Source organism: Nocardioides sp. (assembly GCF_041913365.1).
Lineage (GTDB): Bacteria > Actinomycetota > Actinomycetes > Propionibacteriales > Nocardioidaceae > Nocardioides.
The window spans coordinates 200,053-222,483 of sequence record NZ_JAYSFM010000002.1 but is presented as its reverse complement, the minus strand read 5'-3'; the positions used below and the strand labels follow the sequence as shown (position 1 = coordinate 222,483).

The window sequence follows — 22,431 nt, the reverse complement described above, 5'->3', positions numbered from 1 at the left end:
CCCCGCGGCGCCCCGGCCCCCCCCGGGCCCGGCCCCTCCCCCCACCCCGCGGGGGCCCCCATCCAGTTCAGGCGGGCGAAGTGTTGGGGCACCACCGCTCACCCAGGTGGTCGAGCCCGGAAACGCGACGGGCGGTGGCCCACCTACATTCGGGAGGTACGGAATGTAGGTGGACCACCGCCCAGGTGCTTCAGCGCGGCCCTGCTCAGTGGAAGCGCTTGCCGGTCGCCTTCTCCGAGATGCCCTTCACGTCGAGCATGAAGGTCAGGCCGCCGTTCCAGAACGAGAACCCGGCGCCGGTGATCATGGCGAGGTCGATGTCCTGCGGTGCCGCGACCACGCCCTCGTCGAGCATCAGGCGCGCCTCCTCGGCCAGGCCGGCGAGCGTCTTCTCGCGGACCTCCTCGGCGGTGAGGACGATCGGGTCGCCCGGCTTCTCCAGCAGCGCCTCGACCTCGGGGTCGAGGGCGCCGTCCGGACCGTAGTAGGCACCCTTCCTCGCTGCCACGATCCGCTCGAGGGCGGGGGAGACGTAGAAGCGGTCGGGGAACGCGCCCTTGAGCGTCTCGTTGTTGTGGAGCGCGATGGCGGGGCCCACCAGCGAGAGCAGGACGAACGGCGGCATCGGCGCGATGCCGGCGAACGCACCGTCGGCCACCTCGACCGGCGTGCCCTCGTCGACGATGCGGCCGACCTCGCTCATGAAGCGGCCGAGGAGCCGGTTCACGATGAAGGACGGGCTGTCCTTGACCAGGATCGTCGTCTTCTTCAGCGTCCGACCGGTGGCGAAGGCCGTGGCCAGCGTGGCGTCGTCGGTGGCGTCGCCCTTGACGATCTCCAGCAGCGGCATCACCGCCACCGGGTTGAAGAAGTGGAAGCCGACGACCCGCTCGGGGTGCTCGAGGTCGGCGGCCATCTCGGTGATCGACAGCGACGAGGTGTTGGTGGCCAGCACGCACTCGCTGCTGACGACCTTCTCCACGTCGGCGAAGACGGTCTTCTTGACCGACATCTCCTCGAAGACGGCCTCGATGACGAAGTCGGCGTCACCGAAGGCGACCTGCTTGTCGGTCTCGCCGGAGACCAGCGCCTTGTGGCGGTTGGCCTTGTCCTGGTTGATCCGGCCCTTGGCCAGCAGCTTGTCGATCTCGGTGTGCACGTAGGCCACGCCCTTGTCGGCCCGCTCCTGGTCCAGGTCGGTGAGCACGACCGGCACCTCGAGGCGTCGTACGAAGAGCAGCGCCAGCTGGCTGGCCATCAGGCCGGCACCCACGATGCCGACCTTGGTGACCGGGCGGGCCAGCGACTTGTCCGGGGCGCCGGCGGGCCGTTTGGCCCGCTTCTGCACCAGGTCGAAGGAGTACAGCGACGCGAGCAGCTCGGCCGTCTGCGACATCGCCTCGAGGGCGTCGTCCTCGGCGGCGAAGCCGGCGTCCCGGTCGGCGTCGCGGGCCGCGGCGATGAGCTCCACGGCCTTCTTCGCGGCGGGCGAGGCGCCGCCGGTCTTGCTCGCCACGATGCCCTCGGCGCGCGCGATCGCGGCGTCCCAGGCCTCGCCGCGGTCCACCTCGGGACGCTCGACGGTGACCTCGCCCCGCAGGACGGAGGCCGCCCAGAGGAGCGACTGCTCCAGGAAGTCGGCGCCGTTGAAGACCGCGTCGGCCAGCCCGAAGTCGTACGCCGCCTGCCCGCCGAGCGTCTTGCCCTGGTTGAGCGGGTTCTCGAGGATCAGCGTGACCGCCTTGTCGGCGCCGACGAGGTTCGGCACGAGGTAGGCGCCGCCCCAGCCGGGGACCAGGCCGAGCATGACCTCGGGCAGGCCGAGGGCCGGCGCCGAGTCCATGACGGTGCGGTAGGTGCAGTGCAGCGCCACCTCGAGGCCGCCGCCGAGGGCGAGGCCGTTGATGAAGCCGAACGACGGCTTGCCGCCGTCCTGCAGCTTGCGGAAGACCGCGTGCCCGAGCTCGGCGACGGTGCGTACGGCATCGGGGCCGCCGCCCTGGATCGCGTTCAGGTCGGCACCGGCGGCCAGGATGAACGGCTTGCCGGTCACGGCGATCGCGTCGATCGCGTCGTCGGCGAGCGCCGCGTCGATCGCGGTGTTCAGCGCGAGCAGCGAGGCCGGGCCGAACGTGTTGGGCTTGGTGTGGTCCTCGCCGTTGTCGAGGGTGATCAGGCCGATGCTCGCGCCCGGCAGGGACACCGTGCGGAGGTGGGCCTGGGTCACGCGCTCGGCGTCGGAGACGATCGCCTGCGCGCGCTCGAAGATGGTGGCGTCGTTCACTTGGTGTCTCCGTTCCAGTGCGGGTTCTCCCAGATCACGGTGCCGCCCATGCCGATGCCGATGCACATGGTGGTGAGGCCGTAGTGGACCTCGGGGCGCTCCTCGAACTGGCGGGCGAGCTGGTTCATCAGGCGTACGCCGGACGAGGCGAGCGGGTGGCCCATGGCGATCGCGCCGCCGTAGGGGTTCACCCGCGCGTCGTCGTCGGCGATGCCGTAGTGCTCGAGGAAGGCCAGGACCTGCACCGCGAACGCCTCGTTGACCTCGAATGCGTCGATGTCGTCGATCGTCAGGCCGGCCAGCTTGAGGGCCTTCTCGGTCGCCGGGATCGGGCCGGCGCCCATCACCTCGGGCTCGACGCCGACGAAGGCGTAGGTGACCAGGCGCATCTTGACCGGCAGGCCGAGCTCGCGCGCGGTCTCCTCGTCGGCGAGGAGGGCGGCGGTGGCGCCGTCGTTGATGCCCGCGGCGTTGCCGGCGGTCACGTTGCCGTGGGAGCGGAACGGCGTCTTCAGGCCGGCGAGCGACTCGAGGGTGGTCTCGGGACGCATCGGCTCGTCGAGGGTGGCTAGGCCCCAGCCGGCGTCGGCCGACCGGGTCGCGACGGGCACCAGGTCGGGCTGGATCTTGCCGGCGTCGTAGGCGGCCTTGGTCTTCTGCTGGCTGCGGACGGCGTACTCGTCGACGCGCTGCTTGGTGATCGTGGGGTAGCGGTCGTGGAGGTTCTCGGCCGTCTTGCCCATCACGAGGGCGTCGGGGTTGACGATGCGCTCGGAGAGGATGCGGGGGTTGGGGTCCACGCCCTCGCCCATCGGGTGGCGGCCCATGTGCTCGACGCCGCCGGCGATGGCGACGTCGTAGGCGCCGAAGGCGATGCCCGACGCGGTGTTGGTGACCGCGGTCATCGCGCCCGCGCACATGCGGTCGATGGAGTAGCCAGGGACGCTCTGCGGGAGCCCGGCGAGAAGCGCGGCGGTGCGGCCGATGGTCAGGCCCTGGTCGCCGATCTGGGTGGTGGCGGCGACCGCGACCTCGTCGACCCGCTCGGGCGGGAGGGACGGGTTGCGGCGCATCAGCTCGCGGATGCACTTGATGACGAGGTCGTCGGCGCGCGTCTCGGCGTACTGGCCCTTGGCCTTGCCGAACGGGGTGCGCACGCCGTCGACGAAGACGACCTCACGCTGTGGACGGGGCACTGATATCTCCCAGGGATGAGAACAGCAGGACGGCGACACGTTACCCCTGAGTAACAAGACCTGCCCAGATGCGCGGGTGTGTGTCGGGTCACGGGCACGGACTCACTAGGGTTGAGGCATGGCCGAACGACTCGTGCACATCGTGGACGACGCGGAGGTGCTCGCCGACGCGGGCGACCTGACGCTGGTCTGCGTGCTCACCGGCTTCCTCGACGCCGGCAAGGCGGCCGAGCTGGCCGCCTCCCACCTGTCGGAGCTGTCCGGCGGCAAGGTCGTCGCCACCTTCGACGTCGACGCGCTCCACGACTACCGCGCGCGCCGTCCTCCCGTGACGTTCGTCCGTGACCACTACGCCGACTACGAGGCGCCCCGCCTGGTCGTCCGTGCGATGCGCGACACGGGCGGCACCCCGTTCCTGCTGCTCGCCGGCCCGGAGCCCGACATCAGGTGGGAGGCCTTCGCCCGCGCGGTCCGCGAGGTCGTCGAGCACTTCGGTGTGTCCCGCGTCGTCAGCATGGGCGCGGTGCCGATGGCCGTGCCGCACACCCGTCCGATCGCGATCACGCCGCACGCCAACCGTCCCGACCTGGTGCCGGGCGAGAGCCCGTGGCAGGGCGAGCTGCGCGTGCCGGCGAGCGCGCAGGCGCTGCTCGAGATCCGGCTGGGGGAGTGGGGCCACGACGCGCTGGGCTTCGTGGCGCACATCCCCCACTACCTCGCGCAGATGGAGTACCCCCAGGCCGCACTCGTCCTGCTCGAGCACCTCGAGATCGGTGGCCACCTGACCATCGACCTCACCGACGTGCGCGAGGCCGCCGAGATCACCGAGACCGAGGTCGACCGCTACCTCGCCTCCCACGACGAGGTCGGCGACGTGGTCCGCGGCCTGGAGCAGCAGTACGACTCCTTCCGCGAGGCCGAGGCCGCCGGCACGTCGCTGCTGGCGGGCGACGAGCCGCTGCCCACCGGCGAGGAGATCGGCAGCGCCTTCGAGGCGTTCCTGGCCGACCTCGACGACCAGTCCAAGGACAACGGCGACGACCCGGGCTGGGAGGACCGCTGATGGCGGGCAGCGCGGCCGAGCTGACGTCACTGCTCGAGCTCGAGGAGCTCGAGGTCGACCTGTTCCGGGGCACGCAGGCGCGCACCGAGCGCCAGCGGGTCTTCGGCGGCCAGGTCGCCGCCCAGGCGGTCGTCGCGGCGACCCGCAGCGTGGACGGCGAGTTCGTCCTCCACTCGCTGCACTCCTACTTCCTGCGCCCGGGCGACCCCGCCGTCCCGATCGTGTACGACGTCGAGCGGATCCGCGACGGCCGCTCGTTCTCGACCCGCCGGGTGTCCGCGCGCCAGCACGGGCGGCCGATCTACTACATGACGGCCAACTTCCAGATCCCCGAGCCGGGCCTCGAGCACCAGGACCGGATGCCCGACGTGGTCCCGCCCGAGCAGGGCATGCCGCTGGTCGAGCTGGCCCGCGAGCGCGGCCCGGAGGCTGCCGAGCACTGGGAGCGCGAGTGGTCGGCGCTCGACATCCGCCACGTCGGCATCACCGGCCGCGGCATCCCGGACGACCCGGCGCACCCGGCGCAGGCCCGGCTCTGGATCAAGGTCGACGGCGCGGTGTCGGACGACCCGACGATGCAGGCCGCGGCGTTCACCTACGCGAGCGACCTGACCCTGCTCGGCGCCGCGCTCGTGCCGCACGGCATCCACATCGCCTCGCCTCGCCTGATGCCGGCCTCGCTGGACCACACCATCTGGTTCCACAAGCCGTTCCGGGCCGACGAGTGGTGGCTCTACGACCAGTTCTCGCCGTTCGCCGGCGGTGCCCGCGGGCTGGCCCTGGCCCGGGTGTTCACGCAGTCGGGCGAGCTGGTGGCGACGGTGGCCCAGGAGGGACTGATCAGGCTACGCGACCGGGACCGCTGATCAGGCGGGCGTCGTACGCCCGAGCAGGTGGGGGGAGCCGTCCTCCGGGCTGGTCATCGCGAAGGTCCACCGCTCGTCGTCACGGCGTGCCGCGAAGGCGACCGTCGCGGGCAGGAACACGGGCTTCTTGAAGGCGACCTCGACCGTCACCGCCTCGGGCAGCCGGTTCTCGATGGCCGCGACCGAGCGGGCCTTGGTCCACATGCCGTGGGCGATCTGACGCGGGAAGCCCAGTGCCCTGGCGGTCAGCGGGTAGAGGTGGATCGGGTTCGCGTCGCCCGACACGGCGGCGTACGTCCGCCCGAGGTCGGCGGGCAGCCGCCACTCGATGCCGCCCGTGGGCGTGTCGACGATCGCGAGGCCGGGCTCCGGCTCGCCGTCGACCGGGCGGCCGCGACGCAGGTAGGTCGAGGTCGACTCCCACGCCGTCGCCCCGTCGGTGGTCACCGTCGTGGCGAAGTCGAGGAGCACCCCCTTGGCGTGGGGGCGGGGCGCGCCCACCGCGGTGGCGACGTCGAGCGACTCACCGACGCCGATCGCGCGGTGCGCGGTGATGGTGTTCTCGACGTGCACCATGCCGATCGCGGGGTAGGGGAACGCGGGGTCGCCCATGATCGCCATGTGCAGCGGGAAGGCCAGCAGGTGCGGGTACGTCACCGGCACCACGTCCTTGCGTGGGAAGCCGCAGACGGCGGCGTACGCGTCGACGCGGCCGCGCTCGGCGACCACGCCCTCGCGGCGGTAGGCGAGGCCCGTGAAGTCGTCGGGACGGCCCTTCCGGACGCCGGGCAGCTGGTTGATGCCCGGCAGGGCGGGGAGGGCCGCCTTGACCAGCGTGGTCAGTCCACCGGGGTCGCCCGTGAGGGTCTTCGACTCCGTCATCAGGCGCCCAGCATCATCTGGCCGCAGACGCGGACCACGTTGCCGTTGACCGCTCCCGACCCGGCGCTCGCGAACCAGGCGATGGTCTCGGCCACGTCCACGGGGAGCCCGCCCTGCGCCATCGCGTTGAGCCGCTGGCCGACCTCGCGGGTCGCGAACGGCACGGCTGCGGTCATCTGGGTGATGATGAATCCGGGCGCCACCGCGTTGACGGTGATGCCGTTGTCGAGCTCGTCGCGCAGGCTGTCCACGAGGCCGATCACGCCGGCCTTGGAGGTCGCGTAGTTGGTCTGGCCGACGTTGCCGGCGATGCCCGCGATCGAGGCGACCCCGACGATGCGACCACCGGCGTTGACGACTCCGGCGTCGAGGAGCTCGCGGGTGATCAGCTCGGGTGCGGTCAGGTTCACCGCGATCACGCTCTCCCAGCGGTCCTCGGCCATGTTGGCGAGCTTCTTGTCGCGGGTGATGCCGGCGTTGTGCACCACGACGTCCACGCCGCCGTGGTGCTCGCGCAGGTGGTGCGCGATGCGCTGCGGCGCGTCCTTGGCGGTGATGTCGAGGACGAGGTGGTCGCCCTCGAGCTCGGCCATCAGGGTCTGCAGCTCGCTGGCCGCCTGCGGCACGTCGACACCGACGACGGTGGCACCGTCGCGGTGCAGCACCCGCGCGATCTCCTCGCCGATGCCGCGGCTGGCGCCGGTGACGAGGGCGACCTTGCCGGCCAACGGCCGGGTCCAGTCGGTGACGGGGTCGGTCGTCGTCGCGCCGTGAGCACCGATCCGCACGACCTGGCCCGAGACGTAGGCGGACTTGGGAGAGAGGAGGAAGGCGAGCGTCGAGGCGATCGCGCCGTCGGCCGCCGGCGCGACGTAGACGAGCTGGACGGTGCCGCCGCGGCCGATCTCCTTGCCGAGCGAGCGGGTGAAGCCCTCCAGTGCGCGCTGGGCGACCCGCTCCGAGCCTGACGCCAGCTCCGGCGGCGTACCGAGGACGACGAAGCGTGGGCAGGTCTCGAGCCGGCGCATGAGCGGGGTGAAGAACTCCTGCAGCGCGACCAGGCCGGCGGTGTCGGTGATCCCGGTGGCGTCGAAGACGAGGCCCTTGGCCCTGGCGCCGTCCTCGAGCTCGCGGGCGGAGGCGATGCCGAGGCCGTCGAGCGTCGAGGGCAGCACCTCGCCCAGCCGACCGCTCCCGCCGAGCACGACGACGCCGTCCACGAGGGGCGCCCCCTCCGACCAGCGTTCCAGCGCGGTGGGGTTGGGGAGCCCCAGGTTCTTGACGAACAGCTGGCCGATCGGGGTGGACACGAAGCCCTGGTAGCGGTCGCTCATGGGGACGGAGGCCTTTCGGTCGTGCGGCGGTCGGACACATGTAACTCCGTGTGCAACTCAGAGTCCACATTTCGTGACGTGCCCCTCACACCGTTGGCGTCGGGCACCTCACCGGCAAGGATATGGACATGCAGACCACCACTCGTCCGGTCGCCGTCGTCGGCGGCAACCGCATCCCGTTCGCGCGCTCCAACACGGTCTACGCCGGAGTCTCCAACCAGGAGATGCTCACCGCCGCCATCGACGGACTGGTCGAGCGCTTCGACCTGCAGGGCGAGCGGCTCGGCGAGGTCGTCGCCGGCGCCGTGCTCAAGCACTCGCGCGACTTCAACCTCACCCGCGAGTCGGTCCTGGGCTCGAAGCTCGCGCCCGAGACCCCCGCCACCGACATCCAGCAGGCCTGCGGCACGGGCCTGCAGGCCGCGATCCAGGTGGCGAACAAGATCGCCCTCGGCGTGATCGACGCGGGCGTCGCCGGTGGCACCGACACCACCTCGGACGCGCCGGTCGCGATCAGCGACAAGCTCCGCAAGAAGCTGATGAAGGTGAACTCTGCCAAGGACACCGCGAGTCGGCTCAAGGCGCTGGGCGCCATCCGTCCCGGCGACATCGGCCTCGACATCCCGCAGAACGGCGAGCCGCGCACCAAGCTGTCGATGGGCGAGCACGCCGCCCTGACCGCCCTGGAGTGGCGCATCACCCGCGAGGCGCAGGACGAGCTCGCCGCCCGCTCGCACCACAACCTGGCCCGGTCGTACGACGAGGGCTTCCACGACGACCTGATCACGCCGTTCCGCGGCGTGGAGCGCGACAACAACCTGCGTCCCGACTCCACGGTCGAGAAGCTGGCGACCCTCAAGCCGGTCTTCGGCAAGGGCTCGGCCGCGACCATGACCGCCGGCAACAGCACCCCGCTGTCCGACGGCGCCTCCGCCGTGCTGCTCGCCAGCGACGAGTGGGCCGAGCAGCGGGGCCTGCCGGTGCTGGCCCACCTCGTCGACGCCGAGACCGCCGCCGTCGACTACGTGAACGGCCACGAGGGCCTGCTGATGGCGCCGGCGTACGCCGTCCCGCGGATGCTGGAGCGCAACGGGCTCACGCTGCAGGACTTCGACTTCTACGAGATCCACGAGGCCTTCGCCTCGCAGGTGCTCTCCACGCTCGCGGCCTGGGAGGACCCGGTGTTCTGCAAGGAGCGCCTCGGCCTCGACGCCCCGCTCGGGTCGATCGACCGCGACAAGCTCAACGTCAACGGCTCCTCGCTGGCCGCCGCCCACCCCTTCGCCGCCACCGGCGGGCGCATCGTCCCCGTCGCCGCGAAGCTGCTCGCCCAGAAGGGCAAGGGGCGGGCGCTCATCTCGATCTGCGCCGCCGGCGGCCAGGGCGTCGTCGCCATCCTCGAGCGCTGACCGGGCACTTCGTACCCGTCCGGACCGGTGACCGGGCAGTTCCTCCCCGTGCGCGCCCGCTGACGGGGACGAAGTGCCCGCTCGGTCCGCCTGACGGGGACGAAGTGCCCGCTCACCTGTAGGGTCGGGGCCGATCGACATCCTTTAACGAGCCGTCCCGTGAGGCGGAGAAGGAGGTCCGGCGCGCAGATGCCTGCCCCCGAAGAGACCCTGCCCGAGTCCACGCCCGATTCCACGCCTGAATCCACGAGCGACCGGGCGGACCGCACCGTCCTCGACGCCCGTGACATCTCCCGGGCCCTCACCCGCATCTCACACGAGCTGCTCGAGCGCAACAAGGGCGCGACCGACCTGGTGCTGCTCGGCCTGCACACGCGCGGCGTACCGCTCGCGAGGCGCATCGCCGAGAAGATCGCCGCGGTGGAGGGCGCGCCCGTGGCGGTGGGCGAGCTCGACGTGACGATGTACCGCGACGACCTCCGCTCCCAGCCCACACGACGCGCGCACAAGACCGCCCTGCCGCCCACCGGCATCGACAAGAAGGTCGTCGTCCTGGTCGACGACGTGCTCTTCTCCGGCCGCACCATCCGGGCCGCCCTGGACGCGCTGGCCGACCTCGGTCGGCCGTCGGCCGTGCGCCTCGCGGTCCTGGTCGACCGCGGCCACCGCGAGCTGCCGATCCGCGCCGACCACGTCGGCAAGAACCTGCCCAGTGCCCTCGCCGAACGGGTCAGCGTCCGGCTCAGCGAGGTCGACGGCGTCGACGAGGTGACGATCTCGTGAAGCACCTGCTCTCCATCGACGACCTCTCCACCGACGAGGTCCAGCAGCTCTTCGAGACCGCGGCCGACATGCACGACGTGCAGCGCCGCGACGTCAAGAAGCTGCCCGCACTGCGCGGCCGCACGGTCGTCAACATGTTCTTCGAGGACTCCACCCGCACCCGGTCGTCGTTCGAGATCGCCGGCAAGTGGCTCTCCGCCGACGTGATCAACATCAGCGCCAAGGGCTCCAGCACATCCAAGGGCGAGAGCCTGCGCGACACCGTCCTGACGGTCTGCGCGATGGGCGTCGACGGCCTCGTGATCCGCCACCCCGCCAGCGGCGCCGCCGTGCAGGTCAGCGAGTGGGTCGACGCAGCAGTCGTCAACGCCGGCGACGGCACCCACGAGCACCCGACCCAGGCGCTGCTCGACGCCTACACCCTCCAGCGCCACCTCGGCTCGCTCGAGGGCCGCCACGTCGCGATCATCGGCGACCTGACCCACAGCCGGGTCTTCCGCTCCAACGTCCAGTGCCTGACCAAGCTCGGCGCCCGGGTGACCGTGGTCGCCCCGCCGACGCTGATGCCCAGCGGCATCGGCAGCTGGTCGGCCGCGGCGGGCTTCGAGACGTCGTACGACGTCGACGCGGTGCTGCCGGAGGCCGACGCCGTGATGATGCTGCGGGTCCAGCGCGAGCGGATGTCCGGCGCGTTCTTCCCGAGCGCCCGGGAGTACACGGTGGGCTACGGGCTCACCCGCAACCGGCTCGCGCTGCTCAAGCCCGACGTCCCGATCTGCCACCCCGGCCCGATGAACCGTGGCCTCGAGATCGCCGCCGACGCCGCCGACGCGGCCCAGTCGGTCGTGCTGGAGCAGGTCTCCAGCGGGCTCGCGATCCGGATGGCCGTGCTCTACCACCTGCTCGCAGGAGACCTCGAAGGAGAGAAGGCCTGATGTCGCTGGTGATCAAGGGAGCCTCGCTGCTCGGCGAGGAGACCGCCGACCTCTACGTCGACGACGCCGGGGTGCTCGTCGACGAGGCACCGTCCGGGGCGGAGACCATCGACGCCGACGGCCTCGTCGCACTGCCCGGCCTGGTCGACCTGCACACCCACCTGCGCGAGCCCGGCCGGGAGGACGCCGAGACGATCCTCACCGGCTCCCAGGCGGCCGCGCTCGGCGGCTACACGGCCGTGCTCGCGATGGCCAACACCACGCCGGTGACCGACACCGCCGAGGCTGCGACCCGCGTGTGGGAGCTCGGCCGTGAGGCCGGGCTCGTCCACGTCCAGCCGGTCGGCGCCGTGACCCGGGGCCTCGCGGGCGAGGAGCTCGCCGAGCTGGGGCTGATGCACCGCTCCCGCGCCGGCGTGACGGTCTTCTCCGACGATGGGAAGTGCGTGCACGACGCCCGGGTCATGCGCCGTGCCCTGGAGTACGTCAAGGCCTTCGGCGGCGTGGTCTCCCAGCACGCCCAGGACCCCGCGCTCGCCGGGCCGGCCTCCTGCTGCCACGAGGGCGAGCTGTCCGGGAGGCTCGGCCTCCCCGGCTGGCCGGGCATCGCCGAGGAGGTCGTCGTGGCCCGGGACGTGATGCTCGCCCGGCACACCGGGTCGCGGGTCCACGTCGCCCACGTCTCGACGGCCGGCTCGGTCGAGGTCGTCCGCTGGGCCAAGGCCCAAGGCATCGACGTGACGGCCGAGGTGACGCCGCACCACCTGCTCCTGACCACAGACCTGCTCACCGGCTACGACCCGACGTACAAGGTCAACCCGCCGCTGCGACCGCAGGAGGACGTCGACGCCGTCCGCGCCGGCCTCGCGGACGGCACCATCGACGCGGTCGCCACCGACCACGCGCCGCACGCGCGCCACGACAAGGAGCACGCCTTCGTCGACGCGGCCTTCGGGATGCTCGGCCTGGAGACCGCGCTCGGGGTGGTGCGCACGGTGATGGAGGACTTCTCCTGGGCCGACATCGCCCGGGTGATGTCGGTCAACCCGGCCCGCATCGCAGGGCTGGGCGGCCAGGGCCAGGCGCTCGCGCCGGGTTCGCCGGCCCACCTCGTGCTGGTCGACCCCGACGCCTCGATCACCGTCGACCGGGACGCCTCCGCCTCGCTGTCGCGCAACAACCCCTGGCACGGCCGCAGCCTCACCTCGCGCGTCGTCCACACGGTGTACGCCGGCCGGGTGACGGTCCGCGACGGTGCCCTGGCCTGACTAGGGGGCTCGCACCACCACCGCCGTCGTCGCGCGGAGGTGCATCGGGGTGCGCGGGAGCACCAGCCGGTAGCGGACCTGGCGTCGCTCGGGCAGCGGCACCTGGAACCTGACCGACCCGTCGGCGGCCAGCGTCGCCTCGCCGACCGTGGTCAGCACGCCGTCGACCACCGTGCGCAGCAGCACCCGGTCGCCGGTGCCACCACCGAGCACCCGCCCGCCGATGACGGCGGAACGGTCACCCGGGGTGACCGTGGCGGTCCACTCCGGCTGGAGCTTCAGCGCGACGACGGGGCTGCGGACCTTGCCGACCCGCAGCCGCACGGCAGCGTTGCCGTCCAGGGTGCCGGCGGAGATCGACACGGAGCCGTCCGCGCCGCTGGTCGCGGAGCCGAGCCGACGCCAGTCGCCGCCGGCGGTGCGCAGCAGCAGCCACACCTGGCGACCCGGCAGCACGACGCCCTCCGGCCCGGTGACGGTGCCCGACACCACGACGGTGTCGCCCGGTCCGGGAGTGGTGTCGAGGACGCTCGCGCTCATCGCCACGGGCCTGGCCGGCAGCAGGCGCACGCCGGCGCGTACAGCGGCGTGGGCGCGCGTGCGCGCCAGCCGGGCGACGTACCGCACGCGGGTGCTGGGTGAGGGCACCTGGAACGTCGCGCTGAGATCGGCGCCCAGCCGGGCACGACCGACGACCACTGGACCTCTCGGGCGTGGGCTCACCAGCTCGACCGGGTCACCGGCCCGACCACCGCGCGTGGTGACGTCGAGCGCCGTCGACGACCCGCTGGGGCGCTGGGTGAGCGTGAGGGTCGGCACCAGCACGACCCGCCAGACCCGGCTGGTCAGCTCCTCACCGACGGCGAGCCGGAACGCCGAGGTCCGCGTGAGGGCCGGTGCGGTGACGCTGATCGCGCCCGCTTCGTCGCTCGTCGCCGTGGCGACGGGCAGCCACGCATCCTCCTGGCGCTGGAGCAGCGACACGGCCTGGCCCGCCACGGGCGTCGCGTCGGCGGCGGTCAGCGTGCCGGTGAGGGCGACCTGCTCGTCGGGCGCTGCCCGGTGGCTGGCGCCGGCGAGCGTGACGGAGGTCGGCGTCACGGGGGTCGGGGTGCTCGTCGGCGTCTCTGTGGGCGTCTCGGTCGGCGAGGTCGTCGGCTCCGTGGGGCTGGCCGAGGGCGAGTCCGTCGGCTCCTCGGTCGGCTGCTCGGAGGGGTCGTCGGTGGGCTCGGTCGTGGCCTCGTCGGGCCCTTGCGACGGCGGCTGCTCGCTCGAGGGCTGCTGGGTGCCGGGGGAGGGGGCCTGGGACTCGGGGGTGCTGGGCGTGCCGTCGGTGCGGGGCTTCTCCGGTGCCGGCACCCCGACCGGGCCGAGCACGTCGTGGACGGCTCGCTGCACAGGGTCGGGCAGGTTCTGCGTGTACGCCGCAGCGGCGCCGGCACCCAGCGCGACCGCGACCACCACGGCCGTGCCGCCGCCACCGAGACGTCGGCCGACCAGCCGCAGCCGGCCGCGGGCGGTGCCGTGCGCGGTCTGCGCGCCCGGCTGCGCGGCACGGAAGGCGGCGACGAACTCGGACTCCCCGGCCAGCTCGTCGGCCGTGCCGGGGGCGCGCAGCGCCTGCACCAGCGGGTCGTCGTTCCACGGTGAGAGGTCGTCGTCGTGACCGGACATCTCACACCACCTTTCCGAGCGCGTGGGCACGCGGGTCGCGTGCCAGCTTCTGCAGGGCCCGGTGAACGGCGACGCGCACCGTCCCGGGCTTCTTGCCCACCATGCGAGCGACGACGGCGACGTCGAGGCCGGCGACCACCCGCAGCATCACCAGCTCCGCCTGCTCGGCGGGCAGGGACGCCACGATGCGGAGGGCGTGGTCCGTCGCGTCGCGTGCCACGGCGTCCTCCTCGGCGCTCGAGACCGACGCAGCGGTCGTGTGCTCCGCCGGCGCCGCCACCGGCACCGCCGGTCGCCGGGACCGTGCCCGGCCGTGGTCGATCGCGCGGTTGCGGGCGATCGTGAAGAGCCAGCCCCGGAAGTCGTCGATGCCGCCGCCGAAGCCCGGAAGATCCCGCACCACCTGGAGCCAGGTCTCCGACGCGACGTCCTCACGGCCGTCGGGGCAGCGGACCGCGAGGTAGCGCAGGAGAGGCGGGTGCAGCGTGCGCCACAGGAGGGCGAACGCCGCCTCGTCGCCGGACCGGGCACCGTCGAGCGCCCGTTGGAGGCGGTCGTCGGGGCCGGGTGGGCGCGCACCACCGAACGGCCGGGCGGGGGCCGTGTCGGCACTCCCGTCCGGCCGCTCGCGGCGCTCGGTCGAGTCCAGCTCGTGCTCCTCCACTGAAGAGGTCGTCAGGAGACGACCGTGCCGCTCACCGTCGGCAGGAAGCGCGCCTCGCCGTCGTAGACGAGACGGTACTGGGTGTCCGCGACGCGGTCCTGGACGAAGTGCACCCGTCCCTTGCCGTTCGTCACGTCCACGCCGACGGGGGTCCAGGCGGTGCTCCCCGGTGCCATCGCCTGGAGGGTGACCGTCCGTCCGGGACGCGTCGCGCCGGCAGCACGGAGCTGGCCGTCGACGACGTACCCCTCACCGACGGTGCGGCCACGGATCGAAAGCGAGCTCGCCGCCCGCACCAGCACCCGCGCGATCGGGCTGGTCCCGCGGGTGACCCCGGGGCTGTGCGTGACGCGCAGCCGGTACGCCGTGGAGCGCTCCGGCGCCACGGTGAACGACACGGTGCCGTCGGCGGCCGTCGTGCCGGTCTGCTCGGCCGACCACGCGGCACTGCTGCCGACCTTGCGGGCCAGCAGGGTGACCGAGGCGTCAGGCGTGGGGGCGCCGGACGAGGTGACGACCCCGGAGACCGTCGAGGACGCACCGGGGTCGACCACACCGGGCACTGCCGAGATGGAGACCTCCGACGGCTTCCGCACCACGACGCGCGCGCTGCGCGACGGGCGGAGCTTCGGCGTGCCGAGGAAGGCGAGGCGGTAGGCCGTCTGCCCCTCGGGCTCGACCCCGAACACCACCGTGCCGCGGCCGTTGGTGCGCGAGGCGCTCTCGAAGCCCCAGCCGGACGAGTCCGGCGTGCGCGAGACGAGCACGACCCATCGGCGACCCAGCGGCATGCCCCGGGCGAACAGCTTGCCGCGGACCACGGTCTGGTCCGAGGGCCCGACCTCCTTGAGCCGGATGGACAGCGTGGTCCGGACCCGTAGGGCCGGGTGCTGCGGGACGCGGACCCTCACCCGCGCGACGCCGCTGACCGCTCGGTCGGCGTCGACGGCACCGGCGTAGCGCCAGCGGTAGAGCGTGGTGGTCTCGGGGGTCACGTCGAGGGTGAGCCTGCCGGACGTCCCGGAGGTCGTGGTGCCGACAGGGATGAAGCCCGGCGTGCCCGGTGCGCGGGCCTCGAGCAGCACCTCGCGACCGGCGGGCTCGGCGCCCGGTGTCGCGATGCGACCCCGGATGGTGCTGGACCTGCCGGGAGCCACGGCCGGCTTGACCGCGCGGATGGACAGGGACGTGTCGACCTGGGTCGTGGTGCTCGCGGACGCGCTGCCGCCGACCAGGGTGGGCACGACCGCGAGTGACGCAGCCGTCGCGACGAGGGCGGTGGTGGCCGCCAGTCGTCGCAGGATCGTGAGTTCCATGTGAGGCCTCTCGTGTTCGGCGACCCTCCCCTCGGGCCACTCACCACGACAGCGCCTGCGACGCCGGGTGCGTTACAAGACCGTCAGCCACGCCGGCGGGGACGCAGGTCGAGCACGTTGCCCTCGCCGCGGTCGCGGACCGTGGTGCGCCCCTTGGCGACGGTGACGGCGTTGCGGTCGCCGGTGACGACGAGGCGGACGGCGCGGGTGAGGCCGAGCAGGTTGTCCGAACCCGTGATGCGGGTGCGGAAGGCCTTGCGAGCGGTCACGTGGTCCGAGCCGCGGAGCCTCAGGACGTTGACCGTGTCGGCGGCCAGGGTCGAGGCCGTGCCGGTGAGCTCCGCCCGCTCCACCAGGCCGGCGACCGACACGGTCGAACCGCTGCCGGCGAGGGCCAGGTCCTGGATGGACGGGGTCGTGAGGCTGGTGCCGGCGCCCACCACGGACACCGCCCCGAGAGGCTTCGCGGTGACGGTGTTGCCGACGCCCTCGATCGTCAGCTGCGTAGCAGCGGGCATCGTCACCGTCGCGTCGTCGGCCGTCACCCGCACGGCCCCGCAGGTGCCCTGGAGGTCGTAGGTGACGCCGTCCCAGGGGAGCAGCGTCTCGCTGCCCAGCTCACACTGCACAGGGACGGTGATCCCGGCGGCGTGGGCCGGTGCGGCCACCGCGGCGGCGGCACCTACGGCGAGGGTGAGGAACAGGCTGAAGAGGGCTCTGTGGGCGACGGTCACATACCGACAGTACGCAGTTCGGGTGCCTCGCCGCCGTGGCGGGGGTCACATCAGCCGGCGCCGCCCGTCCGGGGGTCGCGGTCGGTCAGGCAGTACACCTGTCCGCCGGGGGCGGTGAGGACCGTCCAGTGCGCGTGGACCGCCCGCACCGTCGCCCCGAGCCGGACGTGCGCGGCGGTGTCGGCCTGCCGGTCGGCGGTCGCCAGGTCCGGGTGCGCCCGCACCGGCCCCTCGCCCTCCCCGAGCCGCTGGAGCAGGATCCGCGGCTGGCCGGGCGTGACGAGCCGGACGAACTCCGGCAGTGCCCCGACCTGCTTCTCCCGGCCGGTCAGGTCCTCCCAGAACGACACCTCGGCGTCCCAGGCGGCGTCCGGGATGTCGAGGCAGACCTGGTCGAGGATGGTGGCGCCGGGACGCTCCAGCACGGGCTCGCCGTCGAGGAGGGTGTGGCAGAAGGCGAGGCCGCCGGGGGAGCGCATCACCTCGACGTCGTGGTAGGTCCACGCCGTCGTCGCGCCGAGCTCACGTGCCCGGGCGACGGCGGCCGGCCGGTCCGCTGAGTCGAGGTCGAGGTGGATGCCGGCCGGGCCGTCCACCGCCTGCATCTTGACGTACGCCGACCCTGCCGGCGGCAGCAGCGTGAGGAACTGGCCGTCCTCGCCGCGCCGCTCGGAGGGGCGCCAGCCGGTGACGGCGGCCCAGAACGCGACGGCAGCCTCGAAGGCGGGGGCAGGGGTGTCGAGGAAGACCTGGGTCCAGGCGGGGCGGGTCGGCATGACGCGATCCTGACACCTCGCCGGCCTCGTACGCTCGGAGGATGAGCGACGTCCCGCCCGCCGTCCCGCAGCTCCTGCACACGGTCCTCGACGCCGTCGACGTCCGCACCGAGGCGGAGTTCTGGCGCGACCTGCTCGGCCTCGCCTACCGGCCGGGGGACGAGGTGCCCGACGCGGAAGCCGACGACGCGGACTGGCTCGTCCTCACGCACCCCGACGGCCGGCGTTGCCTCGCCGTCCAGGAGGTCGCCGCGCTGCCGTCGAGCCGGTGGCCCGAGCCGGGTCACCCCTCGGTGTCGCACCTCGACACCACGGTCCCGTCCCGGACCGCGCTGGACGCCGTCCACGAGCGCGTCCTGGAGCTCGGCGGCGAGCTGCGCCTCGACCGGACCGACGACCCCGACGAGCCGTTGCGTGCCTATGCCAGCCCGGCGGGGCACGTGTTCTGCGTCTTCGTCGCCTGACGGGTCGATGATGGTCCGATGACCACCGCCCTGCCCTACGACGCACCCGCCGGCCGCTGGCCGGGCACCGCCGACTTCCGGCTGATGCCGACTGACGACTTCTCCGGCGGCGACTCGATCCTCGAGGTCGCCGACGCGGCCCGCGGACGTGCCCTCCGGCTCGACTACACCTGGCCGCACCCCGCCGACGGCGAGCAGGCCGGCTCCCTGCTGCTGGGAGTGCCGACGGCCGACGGGACCGTCACCGCCGCGTGGGTCGACAGCTGGCACCAGCAGGACCTCGCCACCCTCGTCGGCACCGGCGACGACTCCTCGGCCACGGTGGGCTACGAGTACGCCCCCGGCCGGCGCTGGGAGATCGAGGTCCGTGTGGGCGACTCCGGCGTCGGGGTGGTCATGCGCAGCGTCGTGCCCGGGGACGACGACAGCCCGGCGGTGACGTACGACGTGATGCGCGCCGCCTGGTCCTGACCGGTCAGGCCAGGCCGAGTGCCCGGGCCTCCTCCCGCAGGTCGTCGCGGGCGCAGGGGTGGGCGGCGTGCTCGATGAGGTTGCGGGCCTGCTCGCGCTCGTCGCGGCCCCACATCCACGCGATGCCCTGCTCGGTCACGACCGCCCCGTGCTGGAAGGACGTCACCGGCTCGTCGACGAGCGGCACGATGGTCGACACGTCGGCGCGCGGGTGCCAGCTGCGCAGCGCCATGAAGGCGCAGCCGCCGGGCGAGTGGCTCGCCCCCACGGTGAAGTCGGTCTGGCCGCCGAACCCGCTGTAGATCCGCGTGCCGATCCGCGACGCGTTGGCCTGGTCGAACAGGTCGACCTGCAGGGCGGTGTTGATCGACGTCATCGCCGGCTGGCGGGCGATCTGCGCCGGGGAGTTGGTCGTCTCGGTGCGCAGCATCTGCACCCGCGGGTTGTCGTCGACCCAGTCGTAGAGCTCCTGGCTCCCGAACACGAACGACGTACGCAGCGGCGTGCCGCGGTCCAGCGCGCCCGCCTTCTCGAGGGTGAGGACGCCGTCGCTGAACATCTCGGTCCAGATCCGCAGGCCCCGCCGCGCGAGGACGCCGCCGATCGTCGCGTCGGGCACCTCGCCGATCCCGGCCTGGAGGGTCGCCCCGTCACCGATCTCCGCCGCGACCCGGGACCCGATGAGGCGCGCGTCGTCGCCCGGCAGTGGTGCCGTGTGCGTCGTCAGCGGTACGTCGACCTCGACGCCGAGGTCGATCGCGTCGAGCGGCAGCACGGCGTCACCGAACGTCCACGGCATGCGCGGGTTCAGCTGCGCCACGACGAGCGCGCCCCGCTCGCGCGCCGCCTCGATGGCGGCGGGCAGCACGTTGACCTCGAGGCCGAGCGAGACCTGCCCGTCGCGGGGCGTGGTGGTGTGGACGACGACCACGTCGGGGGCCAGCGGGCCGTGGAACAGCCGCGGCACCATCGAGAGCCGGCACGGGACGTAGGACAGCCGGGGGTGGCGGCGGAAGCCGGGCCCGACGAACGTCGTCTCGGGGACCACGCCGTCGTGGACGGGCAGGTCCGGCTGCGCGTTCAGCGCATGGAGCCGCGCCGCCGGCAGCTCGCCGAGCAGCGGTCCGAGCAGCGTGACCGGGGACGCGAAGTTGCCGCTCGTGACCACACGGGGCGTGGCGCCGACCTCGGCACGCGCGCAGTGCTGGGCGACGAGACGGACGGCCTGGGCGGGGGTGACGACGCGCATGTGGCCAGCCTGTCAACGCCCGCGCCGATATCCAGTGGGCCATCCGGCCCGTCTGGCCTAGGCTTTGGTCATCATGTGGATCCAGGACTGACCGACTCGCGTCCGCGGCGGCGCCCTCGTGCGCCCTCATGCCCGGCGAGTCCTCTCCTGACCCGCGAAGGAATCCCCGCATGCCTGCCCCCTCCTCCACCTCGCCCGTGCTCGCCCCGCTGGTGGTCTCCGGTCTCTCGGTCGGCTACCCCGGCCGCGCCGTGCTGACCGGTGTCGACCTGCTGGCCCAGCCGGGTCGCCGGATCGGGCTCGTCGGCGAGAACGGCACCGGCAAGTCGACCCTCCTCCGTGCCGTCGCCGGCCGGCTGCCCGAGCGGGCGCACGTGTCCGGGTCCGTGCAGGTGCCGGACGACCTCGTGCTGCTCGGCCAGGAGCCGCCGTTCCGCGACCGCGCGACGGTCGCCGACGTCCTCGCCATGACGCTCGCCCCGCTCCGGACCGCGGTTGCCGACGTGGAGCGGCTGGCCGCGCTGGTCGGCACCCCCGAGGGCGACGCGGCGTACGAGCACGCGCTCGAGCGGGCCCTGGCCCACGACGCCTGGGACGCGGACAGACGCGCCGCGCTCGCGGCCGCCCGCCTCGGGCTCGACGACCTCGACCCCGCGCGGGGCGTGGGCACCCTGTCCGGCGGCCAGCGCACCCGCCTCGCGCTCGCCACGATCATGACGACCCGCCCGACGTGCCTGCTGCTGGACGAGCCCACCAACCATCTCGACGACGACGCGATCGAGGTCCTCACCGGCTTCCTGAAGGACCTGCCGGGCGTGGTCGTCCTCGCCAGCCACGACCGGGTGCTCCTCGACGACGTCTGCACCGACCTGGTCGACCTCGACGCCGGCGAGCTCGGCACGAACGGGAGCGGCGGCAAGCGGTTCGGCGGCGGCTGGAGCGACTACGAGGCCGCCCGGGCCGACGCCCGCCGGCGCTGGGAGCAGACCTACGCCGAGCAGCAGCAGGAGATCGCCCGGCTGCGGGCCGCGACCAGGATCGGCACCAGCGCGATCGCGCACGACCGCGGCCCGACCGACGGCGACAAGTACATCTACTCCTTCAAGGGCGGACGGGTCGACCAGACGCTGGCCCGGCGCAAGAAGGACGCGCAGCGTCGGCTCGACGTCGCCGAGCGCGAGCAGGTCCGCAAGCCACCGGCACCCCTGCGCTTCCGGGGAGACCTCACCACCGGTGCGTCCGGGCGCCTGGTCCAGGTGCGCGACCTGGAGGTGGCCGGCCGGCTGCGGGCGCCGCGACTGGACCTGGCGGCGGGGGAGCACCTCCTCCTCACCGGTCCCAACGGCTCGGGGAAGTCGACGCTCCTCGGCGTCCTCTCGGGGCGGCTCGCCCCGACGAGCGGCCGCGTCGACGTGACCGCCCGGCGCGTGCGCGAGCTGACCCAGGACCCCGAGGTGTCGGACCCGTCGCGCTCCGCGCTGGCGACGTACGACGACGCGGTGCGGGAGCTCGCGGGTGCGCCGGCGCTGCGCGACCTCGGCCTGCTGCACCCGCGCGACCACCGCACGCCCGTCGGCAGCCTCTCGGTGGGACAGCGCCGCCGCCTCGGGCTGGCGGTCGCGATCGCCGCCGCGCCCGACGTGCTGCTCCTCGACGAGCCGACCAACCACGTGTCGCTGGCGCTCGCCGGCGAGCTCGAGGAGGCGCTGGCGACCTCGCCCGGCGGCGTCGTGCTCGCCTCGCACGACCGGTGGCTGCGGCGGCGCTGGCAGGGGCCGGAGCTCGGCCTGATGTCCTGGTGAGGCGCGGCTCGGCGACGTGGACACGATGCCGGGTCGTGGGCCTCACGCTGGTAGGGTCGGCGTCGGCTCGAACATCCTTTAACGATCCGTCCCGTGAGGCGGAGAAGGAGGTACGGCGTGGCATCGCCTGTCCAAAAACTGCCTGCACCAGCGCTCCTCGTCCTCGAGGACGGGCGCACGTTCCGCGGTGAGTCCTTCGGAGCCGAGGGTGAGACCTTCGGCGAGGCCGTCTTCTCGACCGGCATGTCCGGCTACCAGGAGACGCTGACCGACCCCAGCTACCACCGCCAGGTCGTCGTGATGACGGCCCCGCACGTCGGCAACACCGGGATGAACGACGAGGACATGGAGTCCTCGCGCATCTGGGTGGCCGGCTACGTCGTCCGCGACCCCGCGCGGGTCCCCAGCAACTGGCGCAGCACCCGCAGCCTCGCCGACGAGCTGCGCGAGCAGGGCGTGGTGGGGATCAGCGGCGTCGACACCCGCGCCCTGACCCGCCACCTGCGCGAGCGTGGCGCGATGCGCGTCGGCATCTCCACCACCGAGACCGACCCGCAGCGCCTCCTGCAGCGCGTGCAGGAGTCCGCGGAGATGACGGGGTCCAACCTCAGCGAGGCGGTCAGCACGGGGGAGACCTACGTCGTCCCCGCGGTCGGGGAGAAGCGCTTCACCGTCGCTGCGGTCGACCTCGGCATCAAGGCCAACACCCCGCGGATGATGAGCGAGCGTGGCATCGAGGTGCACGTGCTCCCCGCCACCGCGTCGCTGGCGGACGTGCAGGCCGTGGCTCCCGACGGCCTCTTCTTCTCCAACGGTCCCGGTGACCCGGCCGCGACGACCGGCCAGGTCGAGCTGCTCCAGGGCGCGCTGCGCGAGGGCATCCCCTACTTCGGGATCTGCTTCGGCAACCAGCTCTTCGGCCGGGCGCTCGGCTTCGGCACCTACAAGCTGAAGTACGGCCACCGCGGCATCAACCAGCCGGTGATGGATCGCACCACGGGCAAGGTCGAGGTGACCGCCCACAACCACGGCTTCGCCGTCGACGCCCCGCTCGAGGGGTCGACGACCACCGAGTTCGGCGAGGCCACGGTCAGCCACGTCTGCCTCAACGACGACGTCGTCGAGGGCCTCGAGCTCCGCGACGCCGACGGACGGCTCCGCTCGTTCTCCGTGCAGTACCACCCGGAAGCCGCGGCCGGCCCGCACGACGCGGCGTACCTCTTCGACCGCTTCTCCGCGCTGATGGAAGGGAAGGCCTGAG

The 22,431-nt window shown here is 73.1% G+C and carries 20 protein-coding genes; 10 read left to right on the top strand and 10 right to left on the bottom strand.

Annotation, left to right across the window (positions count from 1 at the left end; translation table 11 throughout):
- Positions 1-205: 205 nt before the first annotated feature.
- The gene (locus ACE3QY_RS06090; RefSeq protein WP_374455115.1) at positions 206-2,284 is read right to left on the bottom strand and encodes a 3-hydroxyacyl-CoA dehydrogenase NAD-binding domain-containing protein; all 2,079 of its coding nucleotides are present in this window, start codon (positions 2,282-2,284) and stop codon (positions 206-208) included.
- On the bottom strand, positions 2,281-3,480 hold the full coding sequence (locus tag ACE3QY_RS06085) for an acetyl-CoA C-acyltransferase (protein ID WP_374455114.1): 1,200 nt from the start codon (positions 3,478-3,480) through the stop codon (positions 2,281-2,283). Before ACE3QY_RS06085 ends, ACE3QY_RS06090 begins: the two co-directional genes overlap by 4 nt.
- A gap of 118 nt (positions 3,481-3,598) precedes the next feature.
- On the opposite strand from ACE3QY_RS06085, the gene ACE3QY_RS06080 reads away from it, so the two are divergent.
- Both ACE3QY_RS06080 and ACE3QY_RS06075 read left to right on the top strand, forming a co-directional pair.
- Positions 3,599-4,543 (top strand): PAC2 family protein, encoded by a 945-nt coding sequence (locus tag ACE3QY_RS06080; RefSeq protein WP_374455113.1) that lies wholly within the window; start codon positions 3,599-3,601, stop codon positions 4,541-4,543.
- On the top strand, positions 4,543-5,409 hold the full coding sequence (locus tag ACE3QY_RS06075; protein ID WP_374455112.1) for an acyl-CoA thioesterase: 867 nt from the start codon (positions 4,543-4,545) through the stop codon (positions 5,407-5,409). The genes ACE3QY_RS06080 and ACE3QY_RS06075 overlap by 1 nt, the downstream gene beginning before the upstream one ends.
- Here the strand turns inward: ACE3QY_RS06075 and ACE3QY_RS06070 are convergent, their stop codons facing one another.
- On the bottom strand, positions 5,410-6,291 hold the full coding sequence (locus ACE3QY_RS06070; protein ID WP_374455111.1) for a MaoC family dehydratase: 882 nt from the start codon (positions 6,289-6,291) through the stop codon (positions 5,410-5,412).
- Positions 6,291-7,625: a 3-oxoacyl-ACP reductase gene (locus ACE3QY_RS06065; RefSeq protein ID WP_374455110.1), complete on the bottom strand. Its 1,335-nt coding sequence runs from the start codon at positions 7,623-7,625 to the stop codon at positions 6,291-6,293. Before ACE3QY_RS06065 ends, ACE3QY_RS06070 begins: the two co-directional genes overlap by 1 nt.
- Before the next feature lie 128 nt (positions 7,626-7,753).
- Between ACE3QY_RS06065 and ACE3QY_RS06060 the strand changes: the two genes are divergently transcribed.
- The 4 genes from ACE3QY_RS06060 (at position 7,754) to ACE3QY_RS06045 (ending at position 12,020) form a co-directional block, all read left to right on the top strand.
- Positions 7,754-9,034 carry an acetyl-CoA C-acetyltransferase gene (locus ACE3QY_RS06060; RefSeq protein ID WP_374455109.1) on the top strand — a complete coding sequence of 427 codons (1,281 nt, stop codon included), beginning with the start codon at positions 7,754-7,756 and terminating at the stop codon, positions 9,032-9,034.
- A gap of 189 nt (positions 9,035-9,223) precedes the next feature.
- Positions 9,224-9,817 (top strand): bifunctional pyr operon transcriptional regulator/uracil phosphoribosyltransferase PyrR, encoded by a 594-nt coding sequence (gene pyrR, locus ACE3QY_RS06055; RefSeq protein WP_374455108.1) that lies wholly within the window; start codon positions 9,224-9,226, stop codon positions 9,815-9,817.
- Positions 9,814-10,752 carry an aspartate carbamoyltransferase catalytic subunit gene (locus tag ACE3QY_RS06050; RefSeq protein WP_374455107.1) on the top strand — a complete coding sequence of 313 codons (939 nt, stop codon included), beginning with the start codon at positions 9,814-9,816 and terminating at the stop codon, positions 10,750-10,752. The genes pyrR and ACE3QY_RS06050 overlap by 4 nt, the downstream gene beginning before the upstream one ends.
- Positions 10,752-12,020, top strand: a complete 1,269-nt coding sequence (locus ACE3QY_RS06045) for a dihydroorotase (RefSeq protein WP_374455106.1) — start codon at positions 10,752-10,754, stop codon at positions 12,018-12,020. The genes ACE3QY_RS06050 and ACE3QY_RS06045 overlap by 1 nt, the downstream gene beginning before the upstream one ends.
- Here the strand turns inward: ACE3QY_RS06045 and ACE3QY_RS06040 are convergent, their stop codons facing one another.
- From ACE3QY_RS06040 to ACE3QY_RS06020, 5 genes are all read right to left on the bottom strand, one after another.
- Entirely contained in the window at positions 12,021-13,694 is a 1,674-nt protein-coding gene (locus ACE3QY_RS06040) for a hypothetical protein (protein ID WP_374455105.1), read from the bottom strand.
- Position 13,695: 1 nt separating this feature from the next.
- Positions 13,696-14,358 (bottom strand): RNA polymerase sigma factor, encoded by a 663-nt coding sequence (locus tag ACE3QY_RS06035; protein WP_374455104.1) that lies wholly within the window; start codon positions 14,356-14,358, stop codon positions 13,696-13,698.
- A gap of 11 nt (positions 14,359-14,369) precedes the next feature.
- On the bottom strand, positions 14,370-15,674 hold the full coding sequence (locus ACE3QY_RS06030; protein WP_374455103.1) for a hypothetical protein: 1,305 nt from the start codon (positions 15,672-15,674) through the stop codon (positions 14,370-14,372).
- An 83-nt stretch (positions 15,675-15,757) separates the two neighbouring features.
- The gene (locus tag ACE3QY_RS06025) at positions 15,758-16,408 is read right to left on the bottom strand and encodes a DUF3060 domain-containing protein (protein ID WP_374455102.1); all 651 of its coding nucleotides are present in this window, start codon (positions 16,406-16,408) and stop codon (positions 15,758-15,760) included.
- Between the two features lie 50 nt (positions 16,409-16,458).
- Entirely contained in the window at positions 16,459-17,184 is a 726-nt protein-coding gene (locus ACE3QY_RS06020) for a VOC family protein (protein ID WP_374455101.1), read from the bottom strand.
- A gap of 41 nt (positions 17,185-17,225) precedes the next feature.
- Between ACE3QY_RS06020 and ACE3QY_RS06015 the strand changes: the two genes are divergently transcribed.
- On the top strand, positions 17,226-17,648 hold the full coding sequence (locus ACE3QY_RS06015) for a VOC family protein (RefSeq protein ID WP_374455100.1): 423 nt from the start codon (positions 17,226-17,228) through the stop codon (positions 17,646-17,648).
- Between the two features lie 18 nt (positions 17,649-17,666).
- Positions 17,667-18,119 carry a hypothetical protein gene (locus ACE3QY_RS06010; protein WP_374455099.1) on the top strand — a complete coding sequence of 151 codons (453 nt, stop codon included), beginning with the start codon at positions 17,667-17,669 and terminating at the stop codon, positions 18,117-18,119.
- A gap of 4 nt (positions 18,120-18,123) precedes the next feature.
- On the opposite strand, the gene ACE3QY_RS06005 is transcribed toward ACE3QY_RS06010, so the two are convergent.
- Positions 18,124-19,368 carry an acetyl-CoA hydrolase/transferase family protein gene (locus ACE3QY_RS06005; RefSeq protein ID WP_374455098.1) on the bottom strand — a complete coding sequence of 415 codons (1,245 nt, stop codon included), beginning with the start codon at positions 19,366-19,368 and terminating at the stop codon, positions 18,124-18,126.
- A gap of 170 nt (positions 19,369-19,538) precedes the next feature.
- Between ACE3QY_RS06005 and ACE3QY_RS06000 the strand changes: the two genes are divergently transcribed.
- Complete coding sequence (locus ACE3QY_RS06000; protein ID WP_374455097.1) at positions 19,539-21,170, top strand: ABC-F family ATP-binding cassette domain-containing protein; 1,632 nt, start codon at positions 19,539-19,541, stop codon at positions 21,168-21,170.
- Between the two features lie 117 nt (positions 21,171-21,287).
- Positions 21,288-22,430, top strand: coding sequence for a glutamine-hydrolyzing carbamoyl-phosphate synthase small subunit (gene carA / locus ACE3QY_RS05995; RefSeq protein WP_374455096.1), 1,143 nt, complete (start codon positions 21,288-21,290; stop codon positions 22,428-22,430).
- Position 22,431 lies beyond the last annotated feature (1 nt).